An 11,291-nucleotide genomic window follows, 5' to 3' on the forward strand; every position below is an offset into this window, starting at 1 on the left:
CTCTGCTATAAATAGCGTATCAAGAGCGATTCTAGTTGAGCAATACCAATCGGCTTATTTAAACACTCTTGGGCACCAGCTTTAAGGAAGCGATCGCACTTTTCAGTTGTTTCTGTTATGACGACTATGGGAATTGTTTGATCGAGTTCTGCTTTAAGGTGTTGTATCAGAGTTACAGTTGTAACATTTTCTGATAATTGAGGATCTAATAAAATTAGTTTTGGCTTAAATTTCTCGATCTGAGCCAAAATATTATTTATCACTTTCAAGTACTTAACTTCATAGCCAATTGCTTTAAGGTAAGATTGAATAATGCTGCCATGATTACCATTACCACTAATCAAAATTCGTGGCGAACAATTGAACAGATGACCAGCTTGTTGATTGTAGCCATATTGCTCATCTTCTGTCGGTTGAGGATAATCTGGTAACAACAAAGTAAAATCACTACCCTTGCCCAGCGTTGACTTTACAGTGACATTTCCACCGTGTAGATGCGCTAATTTACGAGTTAAAGCTAAACCTAGACCTGTTCCATCGTATTGACGATTGAAACGACTATCTAACTGCTTAAATGGTTGAAATAGTAACTTAAGATGTTCTGAAGCAATACCAATTCCTGTATCAGAAACAGTAAAAGTGATTCCTTGAGGAACTTTTTGAACTCGAAGAGTAACTTTACCAGATGGAGTAAACTTAATTGCATTTGTTAACAGATTAAGTAACATTTGCTTAACTCGTCGTTCATCAGCAAAGCAGCAAACAGCCTGAGGATCGAGTTGACTAGTAAGTTGCAAACCTTTTTTAATTGCGCGATCGCGTACAATTGCCAAGCAAGTTTCACATAACTCAGGTACTTGAACTAACGCTAACATCAGTTCTTCTTTGCCTGCTTCAACTTTCGATAGGTCAAGAATATCATTAATCAATGATAGCAAGTGTTCGCCACTACTATAAATGCAGCTTACATATTCTTTTTGCTTTGCATTTAAAGAACCAAAAATTTCTTGATGTAGTAATTGTGATAAACCTAGAATAGCATTCAAAGGTGTGCGTAATTCATGGCTCATCGTTGCTAAAAACTCACTTTTAGCTTTACTGACGTTTTCTACAGCTTCTTTACTTTTTCGCAGTTCAATTTCTACTTGCTTGCGTTCGCTGATATCACGCACTATACTCACAACTTCATCTTCGCCACAAACAACCATTCGGGCTTCGTAATCGCGATTTTTTCCTTGAGTGGGAAGTTGATATTCAATGAGTTGCACTGTGCAATTTGTGAGTGTTTGCTTAATACCTAGCTTAATTTTTTTACTCACACTCTCTGGCAAAAAGTCTACTAAGTTTTTACCGATAAATTCATTTCCTGGTATATACAAATCAAAGTTTTTTGTTTCTTTAAAATCTAGAATACTACCATCTTTTCTAATGCGAAACATTGCATCTGGAATAGCATTTAAAAGAGCGCTATTTCTAGCTTCAGTTTTACGCAGTGCTTCTTCTGTTCGCTTACGGACAATTGCTGCCCCAATACTTCCAGCTGCTGCAATTAAAATAGCTTCTTCTGATTCCTGCCATTGTCTTTGATAGCGACATTCATCGAACCCAACAAAACCCCAGAAAGAATCCTCAATAAAAATCGGTACGACCAGAATCGAAATAATATCTTGTGGTTCTAGAACTTGTCTTTCGCTTTCTGGAAAATCTTTTACCAACCCACAAACAATGTTTCCTACACTGAGGATTTGATACCAACGAGGTAAAAAGTTGAGATACGAAAGGTTTTGTAATTCAGGGTTATCAATCTCAGGAGTCACTGTGTTATCTGTCCATTCAAATCGCTGACTCAGTAATGGTTCACCACTATGAGGATCAGTATGATTCTCAAAAACATAAACTCGATTCACCTGAACTGCTTTACCTAAGGTAGCAAGTGCTTTGTACACTGCTTGAGTAAAATCTTTTGTTGTCAGTAATTGATTCGTCGCCGCCGCAACACCTTCTAACAAGCGATCGCGTTGTGTCACAACAGATGACACTAATTTGCGTTCAGTAATGTCTTTTTTAATTCCTACATAGCAAACAGGTTGATTTTGCTCATCACGCACTGTAAAAGCTTTCAGTTCTATCTGTATTAGCTTGCCACTTTTTGTGCGACTCAGTACTTCGCAGCAATAACAATTGTTTTTCACAAGTTCTTGACAAACAGTTGAAAAAACTTGTTCGCCAAGATGAATTGCTGGTGTCTTCCCATCCAAATCTTCATCTGAGTAACCTAGTAACAACTGATGCATTGCATTTTGTTCTAAGTAATAGCCTTGAAGATCAATAATTGCGATCGCATCATTGCAGTGAGTAACAATCTGACGAAAAGTGTTACTTTCTGCCAAAACGCTGATGCGCTGATTTTCTGCTCTACAATAACACTCTTCTAGTGGTGAATGTAAGCTAACTTTACTTGTGCTTTGTAGCTTTTGTAAATCTTCAAAACGTTTACCTAGCCACTGCCATCTTGCATTGGCGAATTGTAGCTTTTGCAACAATATTGTACTAGTGACCTGTTCTGCTATAATATATTCTTGCACTCCTAGACTGATAGATTCGCAGATCAATGCTTGATTTTGCGCATCACCAATTGCAATTAGAGGAAAACCAGCATAAATGTAGCGTACTTGATTAACAACTTTCAAGCCATAAGCATCAAGCTTGGATATCACCAGTAGAATCACAGTTCCTGCTTGATATGATACACATTGATGTATCTTAATGTCGTCTAGACTTGCAATAGCTATTAGCTCAATCTCTGTCTGATTGAGTTGTTGCAATGTTTTTTGAATTTGATGCCTATCTGATACGTCTGCTACCAGTACAATCTTTAGCAGTTCTGCAGTCATTTACTTTTCAGTTCACATCGACAATCAGAAACCAATACTAGAGAAGGCAATCTATGTACGAGGCGATCGCACTTTTATAACTAGTATAAATAGTAATATTTTTCACTCATGGAAAATCTATTTGATAACTAACCTGAAGATATCACTTAGTTGCATAAATCAATGTGCTATGGATCACTTTGCATCAACATTTTTTTATCAGTATAATATGCAATCCTGGATAGGATATGACATTTTTTGAATCATTTTGAGTAACAAGATTGCATAGGTTCCAATCAATACGTATTAAACTTTTGTAAATCCTTACTAGAATCTAGCAAGTGAAAGTTCGTCTATTGTTATTATCTACTTACCTCAGGTACTTTATTGAGTAAAGTTTGTTCAGGAGGTTAGCATTATTAAATATTAGTTGTCTACAGCTTGACTCGCATTTAATAAAGTTGTTCTATCTAGTTTGATTACTCGACCTCATAAATGAACTAATACTCAAGGCTGATTTCTCTAAAACAAACAACAAACTATATTAAGTGTACGGGTAAACGAGTCTTTTGCGCAGCTGAGTGTGAGATTTTAAATGAGACTGTTTTATATCAGCAAGTAACTTTAGTCAAGAGCAAGCAATTATTTATAGTAAAAAATAGCTGGATAAGAAAGTATCATGAGTCATCAAAATTTAAGAATTGTCTCTCTCATACCCAGTGCAACAGAAATTGTAGCGGCGCTAGGATTAGAAAATGTCATTGTTGGGCGATCGCATGAATGTGATTATCCGCCAGAAATAAAAGATCTTCCTGTGTGTACCGCAGCGAGGCTCAACTCAGAAGCACCCAGTAAAGAAATTCATCAAAACGTCAACCAAATTTTGCACTCAGCATTGAGCATTTACCAAGTTAAAATAGACGTTTTAGAAAAGTTAAAACCAACACACATTATTACTCAAGACCAATGCGATGTTTGTGCTGTTAGTTTACAAGATGTTGAAGCAGCAGTAGCACAACTGACACAAAGTCAGCCCAAGATTATTTCCCTACAGCCTAATAGCTTAGCTGACGTTTGGCATGATATCGAGCGAGTTGCTAATGCATTGGGAGTGCGATCGCTCTTTTTAATCGAAGATCTTGAAGCGCGAGTGAATATTTGTCAGCAAAAGACAGCAAGCCTTTCTTTAGAGGAACTACCTACAGTGGCTTGCATTGAGTGGACTGATCCGCTTATGACTGCTGCTAACTGGATTCCAGAACTTGTCACGCACGCTGGGGGGCAACCGCTTTTTAGTGTAAGCGGGCAACCATCCCCAGTTCTGACTTGGGATACTCTCGTTGCAACGAATCCTGATGTGATGATCTTCATGCTGTGTGGCTTTGATTTACACCGTACTCGTCAAGAAGCAATGGCGTTAACTCAACACTCTGAGTGGGAAAAGTTACACGCAGTGCAACATGGGAGAGTTTATATTACTGACGGCAACGCGTATTTTAATCGTCCTGGACCACGCCTAGCTGATTCGTTAGAGATTCTAGCAGAAATTTTACATCCAGAGATTTTTGACTACGGTTACAAAGGAACTGCTTGGGAACCGTTGTAGTTTGTGGGCGACTTCTAATTGTATCAAGTCCGGTTAATTACTCACAATTCAAGTGGCTAATGACTAGTAATGAGTGATTACCAGCTAACAACTAGCCACTAGCAACTCAATCATAGCCTGGTTATTCAACTGGAGATGATATTACTAGTAGCTTCAATAGTCCGTTCTTCTGCTAGAGGTGGACGTACGCATAAATAAATTAAAGGACCAAAAAGCGGGATTAGTGCTGTCACCCAATAGAGGGGAGGACTATCTAGACCTCGACGAATCATATCATCTCGTAGCAAAGCCGGAAACAAAAGGCACAGCAAACAAAAATCTAAACTCATAACATGAATAAAGCGACTTGTACGCCATTGATAGACATAATCTCCCCAATCTCCATTGCTGAAGCCGTAGGAAACAATTAAGACTGCCGCAATCATTAATGTTATTCCAGTCCAACGCGAATCTAGTAACTTCAAGAAAGCGTTTTTCTGTCCTGGAAACGTTGTACTTGGTTCGCGTAAGGCTAAGTAAGGTAACAGTGCAAAAGCACCAACCCCAAAAGAAAGCGCTGCAAAAGGGAAAGCCGGAATTTTTTGCGTTCTGCCATCAAAAAATAGCAGGCAACTATAAATCACGGGCCAAACACCCATAATGTAAAATAATGCAACAATTAGAGGATTGATGCCGTCGATTTCACCGATAGAAAGATTCTTAATCAGTTCAAACGTGTCAGGTTGATTCGGTGGTGCCAGGAAAAAAGCATAAATTGCTAGTCCCACCCATATTGTGGCAAAGCCAATTTTTCTCATCATGGTTAATTATTTTAAGGCTTCAGAGAGGTAATCAGCAGCAGCTTCGACAACAGCGATCGCTGTTTCATAATCCATGCGAGTTGGTCCTAAAACGCCTACACTACCTACAGGGACTGTTCCACGCCGATACGTTGATGAAATTAAGGTGCAAGTACGAATCGGTTGCAGGGGATTTTCTGAACCAATGCGCACGCTGACGCGATGCTTGCTATATTCTCCTTCAGGTTCCTCGAAAATCAAAGGCCAGAGTTGATCTTGCTCTTCTTCTAGCAAATGAATGATGGTTTGAACTTGCTGTAGTTCGGCAAATTCAGGTTGACGCAATACTTCGGAAACGCCGCGAATCATGATTTGCGTTCCTGATACTTGGCGGCGACTGAGTTCTCCTAAGAAGCTTTTAAGAACATCGCCATAGCGCTGAAATTCGCGATCTAATTGATTCCAACTTAAAGTGGCTATTTCACAGAGCGATCGCCCCCGCAATTGAGCGTTCAAAAAGTTAGATAATATCTGTAGTTCTCGTTCAACAACTTCTGAATCAAGTGGTATTTGCTCTTGAGTAACAGGCAGATCCATTAATGTCGAATGTGTCTCATAGGCATCGGTAACAACTATCAGCATCGCCTTGCCTGGTTCTAACTGTACTAGCTGGAGATGCCGCAGTCGCCTTGTGTTAGTTTGTGGCATTGTAATTAACGTGATGCAGCCACTGACTGTAGAGAGAATTTGGGCTGCCCCTTGTAACAAAGCTTCGATACTCCAATCTTCCCACTTCAGCCGCTCGTGAAAAACTTGCTCGACCTGCTTTGCTAAAATTTCTGATGGAGAGATGAGTTGGTCTACATAAATTCGGTAGCCAGAATCTGAAGGAACTCTTCCGGCAGAAGTGTGGGGTTGGTAAAGCAGTCCTGCTTTTTCCAGGACACCCATCGTGTTACGAATTGTTGCTGAGCTAACACCGAGGTTGTACTCTTCTACCAATGCTCTAGAGCCAACTGGTTCTGCAGTGGCAATGTAGTGGCGTACTGTTGCCCAAAGAATGTGCTGTTGCCGAGCATTAAGCTGCACTTGCATAGCTGATTGAAACACGAAGATATTGAGTAAGTTTAAAAAAGTTAGCGATTAGATAGTGAATTATTAATTTATTTAATATAAGATAACAAATCTCCCTACGAGTGGAAATCAGTAACAAGATGTATTTCACTTCGTGCCTTTGAGTGCTGAAAGTCAATTTTCCGAGAATTTGAACATCGGCACAGACAGTAGTGTATATGCAGTGACGCTCACTGAGGTTTGAGATTAATATCTCATCTTACTCAAGTTAGACTAAAAATTGTATTCTACCCTACTTAATCCCAGTTGCAGCAGTAGCAAGCAATACTATTGCCAGCAGCGATCGCAGCTTAATAGCGAGGAATTGTCGAATCAACTGCCAAAGAGTACGCATCAATCCCGCCAGCAACATTTTTCACATTTGTAAATCCTTGCTGCTGTAACCATTGACACATTTGAGCAGAACGGATGCCATGATGACACATGACGAGTGTTTCTACATGAGGGTCAAATCGAACAAGTATGGTATCAGCCCAGCGGGCAAATTGACTTAAAGGTAAGACATCAAAGTTAGCAATCGATGCGATCGCCACTTCCTCTGATTCGCGGACATCGATCAACTGTAAGGCTGGCATTGGTTGGGTGCGCAAGCGTTGATCGAGTTCTTCGACGCTGATTTGCTCAATTGAATGACTAAAATGTGGTGTCATACGCTATTTTTTCCAGCATCACAAGCATATTTTGCGGAGGTTCTAGTCCCTAAGCCAGAAAATATCCGGTTTTTAGAGTATTAAACTAAGTTTTAGCATGATTTGAATTTCAGTCAAAAGCTAATAAGTATCCCTTTGTGCGGTCTGGGGTAAAACATGATGAAGCGACGCCCATTCTTTTATTTCTTAGCAGTCAGTATAGTTGTGCTGCTATTGACAGGTATCGGTGGCTGTTACTGGTTAGTACGAGGAAGTCCGTTAACGTTATTACAGGGTGGAACGCAAGCAACACCTGAAGCAGCGATTTTTGTGCCAAAACAAGCACCTGTGATGGTGTCAATTTTAGTCAATCCAGACCGCTTGGAAAAATTGCGCCAAGCAATAGCCCGCCCTAAAGAACGACGGCGATCGCGTTTAGAGTTAGACCAAATTAAAACAACATTGCTGGCTAATACTGGCTTAGATTATCGCCGCGATGTTCAACCTTGGTTAGGCGATGAAATTACAGTTGCGGTAACAACCAGCGACTATGACAGCGATCAGTATAACGGTCAACAGCCAGGATATCTGATGGCACTTGCGACCAAAGATGCCGAAAAAAGCCGTGAATTTTTACAGCTTGTCTTTTCCAAACAAGCGATCGCACCAACTGATTTAGAATTTGAAGACTATAAAGGTGTGAATCTGGTTTATCACAAACCTCATGCACAGGGAGAAAGCTTACAGCCATCAACCCGTATCCTTTCAGGTGCTGTAGTCGGCGATCGCTTTGTGCTACTTGCCAATCATCCTCGGGTGATCAAAGATGCCATTAATAATGTTCAGGCTCCGGATCTCAACTTAACAACATCAAGTCGTTATCAGCAAGCTTTAAGTCAGTTACCACCTCGGCGACTGGGTTTAGCTTTTCTCAATCTTCCTGGGGTAATTTCATGGCAAGGATTAGACACTGCCCGAACTTATGAAAGCCAAATTATTGCGTTAGAAGCAAACCGTAAAGGACTGTTAACCGAAACAACACTTCTTGCTGCATCACCTCAAGAAGTTGCTCTTACACCAGAGTTGACCGACCCTGTTGGTGCTTTAAAGTACATTCCCGCAACAAGCGGCTTGGCGATCGCTGGAACTGATTTGAGTAACTTAAATAACACGGCACTCAGCAAACTATGGAAACAAGTTGCACAAATATCAACTTCTGGCTACGATGCAATTTCACGTTTGATTAACCAACCATTGGCGAACCTACAGCAACGCTGGGGTATCAATTTAGAAGAAGATATTTTTAGCTGGGTGCAAGGAGAATATGCGATCGCACTTTTACCTCACGCCGATACATCAACTTCAGATTGGATTTTTGTTACTGAAAAATCCCCAGCTACAACTGAAGGCATTTCGCGATTAGATACACTGGCACGACAACGCGGATATGATATCACCACACTACCACTAGGAGATCAAAAAATTGCTGCATGGACGCAGCTAACAACAGCTCCACTTGCAAAAGCAAACTCTGAAGCAGGCGCAATTACAATCAAAGCAAAGGTACTAGGTGTTCATGGATCAACAGATAAATATGAAATTTTGACGACTTCGGTAGATGCTATGGATGCAGCATTTAAAGCCGATCAAGCTGGTTCGTTGCTCAATGATGCGAAATTTCAAGCTAGTATTGAAGCCATACCACAGCCTAATGCAGGTTATGTGTATCTTGATTGGACAACGACTCAATCACTGCTAGAACGTCAGTTACCCGCACTGAAGCTGGTGGAAGTCATCGCTAAACCTTTGTTTGATAATTTGCGATCGCTGAGTGTCAGTAGTTACGGTAGTGAACCAGGATTACTCAAAGGTGGTGTATTTTTCCGCTTGAATGAGTAGCAAACTTTCTCTGACTTTCTACGAGGCTACCCAAGCAAATCAAGAGTTTTGAGTTCTCAATTGCTTGCAATCTACAATTCACTGACAAAATCAAACAACTGATGAGCAAGTTGTAGTTTACTACAATGGGGGATTTCTATTTGACGTTCTTGATGATCTAAAAACACTGCTGAGTTAAAATCGCTGCCAAAACCAACGTTCGGTTTATCAATTGGATTTGCTACAATCGCATCCAGTTTCTTTTGCTGTAATTTTTGCCGCGCAGGAGTGACAATATCTCTAGTTTGCGCGGCAAAACCAATTAGGCGTTGGTGGGGTTGTTTGCGGCGTCCCAGTTCTGCCACGATGTCGGGGACGGGTGCTAAGGGTAACTGTTCTGGAAGTGATCGCTTTGGTAATTTTTCTTGACTATACTCAGCAGGTTTCACATCAGCGACAGCGGCAGACATTACGGTTATATCAGCATCAGCAAAGTTCTCCAGCATGGCTTGCTGCATTTGCTCTGCATTGACAACTGCGATCGCGCGAATTCCTTGCGGTACAATCCACTCAATCGGTGCATGAACTAAAGTCACAATTGCCCCGCGATGTCGTGCTGCTTGCGCTAAAGCTAACCCCATTTTCCCTGTCGAGGGATTACCGATAAACCGCACCGGATCTAAATATTCGCGCGTTCCCCCTGCACTAATTAATACACGTTTGCCAAGTAAGTCGCGCTTGCCAGATGTATAAAGTAAAGATTGAACTCCAGTGATAATTTCTGCTGGTTCTGCCATTCGTCCTGCACCAACGCGATCACACGCGAGCAAACCATAACCAGGTGCTAACTCATGAAACCTTGAATCTGTCAAGAGTTGTTGCCAATTGCGTTGCACGGCGACTTGTTGCCACATTTCAGTATTCATTGCTGGTGCCAACAGCACAGGACATTTAGACGCAAGAACCGTATTTGTTAACAAATTGTCTGCGATACCGTAGCTTAACTTAGACAGCGTATTGGCACTCAGTGGTGCAATCAAAAAAACATCTGCCCACTCACCAAGTTCAATATGCAATGGACGTGGATGAGGTTGCCAAAAATCTGCATCTGTGTATGCTGGATGACGCGATAGCGTAGCAACTGTTAGCGGTGTAATAAACTGCTGCGCTGAATCTGTCAGAATCACCCGCACTTGCATCCCAGCCTTAAACAGCGTGGAAATCACTTCACAAACTTTATAAGCTGCAATTCCCCCACCAATACCAATTAATACCCGTTGCCCTTGTTCAAAACTAATCACTAGTCACTAACCACTCTTTCCCTCGCCCCTCACCCCTCGCTCCTCACCCCTCTTCAAGCCTCATCATACGGCTCTAAGTCTAATAGATAAATATACGGTTCGACTAACTCAGGGCGCTGAAAAGCGATCGCGCGGAGTAAATGCCAATCTTTCAAACCATCAAAGACATTCGTGTAGTCGTCCCGTTCTAACCGTGTAGCTAGGTTTTCGACATCAGTAGCAGTGATAGTAGCGATATCTTGCTTTGATAGGCTCAAAGTTTCTCTCATTGACACACCTCCCTTGAGCAATTTTTGAAACTGGTATCAGGTTCAGTATTTATGTCCAACCTCATTTATCTTACTAATTCAAGCTCAGTAGATGTATAAAACATCAGCAGCGATCGCCAGAATTTCGGATTAATTTAAGAAACTTTTTTTACTTTCTCCAGATAATTTTGTTACAACGAAATTACGAATGACTGGAATCGCTTCTGGACGAATTTCATGCCCCATCTCAAATTCATGATACTGTACTGCCACACCCGACTGCATTAATTGCTCTCGCGCAGAGATAGCTGCACTTAAAGGGACAACATAATCTTGACGTCCATGTACAAGTAGAACAGGAGGATATGTAACAGTTGTTAACTGATTCATGGGGTGCAAATAGCCACTTAAACTAGTTAAACCAGCTAAAGGTAAAGTTAGCCCTACATCCAAAGTCATTGCTCCGCCTTGAGAAAATCCACTCAAAATTGTGCGCGATAATGGAACCGCAGTCGTACTTTCGAGCGACTGTAGCCACTCCATTAACAATTGGCGACTTTCTGCTAGCCCCTGTCCTTGGTTTTCGCGCTCTAGGTTATACCACATTCTTCCTGTAGAAACATAAGGGTGTGGGAAAGGTGCATTGGGAAACAAAAATTGGTAGTCGGGCAGGTTTAATAGTTGCGATAGCGGGGCTAAATCTTGAGCATTCGCGCCCCAACCATGCAAGAAAACAATCACTCCCTTAGGTGGTTCCCCTGTGATTGAGGGAACTGTAATAACTTCTAAAGACACCTTACTCCTTAAATTAAACTCCTCTACCAGATCCTAGCGAAGTCTCCA

Annotated in this window: 9 protein-coding genes; 2 read left to right on the plus strand and 7 right to left on the minus strand. The window is 41.2% G+C overall.

The annotated features are described in order from the left end of the window. Positions 1-5 precede the first annotated feature (5 nt). On the minus strand, positions 6-2,894 hold the full coding sequence (locus tag IQ230_RS01865; protein WP_193930267.1) for an ATP-binding protein: 2,889 nt from the start codon (positions 2,892-2,894) through the stop codon (positions 6-8). Positions 2,895-3,552: 658 nt separating this feature from the next. Between IQ230_RS01865 and IQ230_RS01870 the strand changes: the two genes are divergently transcribed. Beyond that, positions 3,553-4,479 carry a cobalamin-binding protein gene (locus tag IQ230_RS01870; RefSeq protein ID WP_193930269.1) on the plus strand — a complete coding sequence of 309 codons (927 nt, stop codon included), beginning with the start codon at positions 3,553-3,555 and terminating at the stop codon, positions 4,477-4,479. Positions 4,480-4,604: 125 nt separating this feature from the next. Here IQ230_RS01870 and IQ230_RS01875 read toward each other — a convergent pair whose 3' ends face one another. The 3 genes from IQ230_RS01875 to IQ230_RS01885 form a co-directional block, all read right to left on the minus strand. Further along, positions 4,605-5,279 carry a DUF2834 domain-containing protein gene (locus IQ230_RS01875; RefSeq protein ID WP_193930271.1) on the minus strand — a complete coding sequence of 225 codons (675 nt, stop codon included), beginning with the start codon at positions 5,277-5,279 and terminating at the stop codon, positions 4,605-4,607. A 6-nt stretch (positions 5,280-5,285) separates the two neighbouring features. After that, positions 5,286-6,353: a heat-inducible transcriptional repressor HrcA gene (gene hrcA / locus IQ230_RS01880; protein WP_193930273.1), complete on the minus strand. Its 1,068-nt coding sequence runs from the start codon at positions 6,351-6,353 to the stop codon at positions 5,286-5,288. Positions 6,354-6,682: 329 nt separating this feature from the next. Then, complete coding sequence (locus IQ230_RS01885) at positions 6,683-7,042, minus strand: rhodanese-like domain-containing protein (protein ID WP_193930275.1); 360 nt, start codon at positions 7,040-7,042, stop codon at positions 6,683-6,685. Between the two features lie 156 nt (positions 7,043-7,198). Here IQ230_RS01885 and IQ230_RS01890 point away from each other — a divergent pair, with 156 nt between their 5' ends. Beyond that, on the plus strand, positions 7,199-8,920 hold the full coding sequence (locus tag IQ230_RS01890) for a DUF3352 domain-containing protein (protein ID WP_193930277.1): 1,722 nt from the start codon (positions 7,199-7,201) through the stop codon (positions 8,918-8,920). Between the two features lie 71 nt (positions 8,921-8,991). On the opposite strand, the gene coaBC is transcribed toward IQ230_RS01890, so the two are convergent. The 3 genes from coaBC to IQ230_RS01905 form a co-directional block, all read right to left on the minus strand. Continuing rightward, positions 8,992-10,200, minus strand: a complete 1,209-nt coding sequence (gene coaBC, locus IQ230_RS01895; RefSeq protein WP_322742256.1) for a bifunctional phosphopantothenoylcysteine decarboxylase/phosphopantothenate--cysteine ligase CoaBC — start codon at positions 10,198-10,200, stop codon at positions 8,992-8,994. 53 nt (positions 10,201-10,253) lie between these two features. Next, positions 10,254-10,469, minus strand: a complete 216-nt coding sequence (isiD, locus tag IQ230_RS01900) for a protein IsiD (RefSeq protein ID WP_099703903.1) — start codon at positions 10,467-10,469, stop codon at positions 10,254-10,256. Between the two features lie 129 nt (positions 10,470-10,598). Then, entirely contained in the window at positions 10,599-11,243 is a 645-nt protein-coding gene (locus tag IQ230_RS01905; protein ID WP_193930279.1) for an alpha/beta hydrolase, read from the minus strand. Between the last annotated feature and the right edge of the window lie 48 nt (positions 11,244-11,291).

This window comes from Gloeocapsopsis crepidinum LEGE 06123 (assembly GCF_015207655.1).
Lineage (GTDB): Bacteria > Cyanobacteriota > Cyanobacteriia > Cyanobacteriales > Chroococcidiopsidaceae > Gloeocapsopsis > Gloeocapsopsis crepidinum.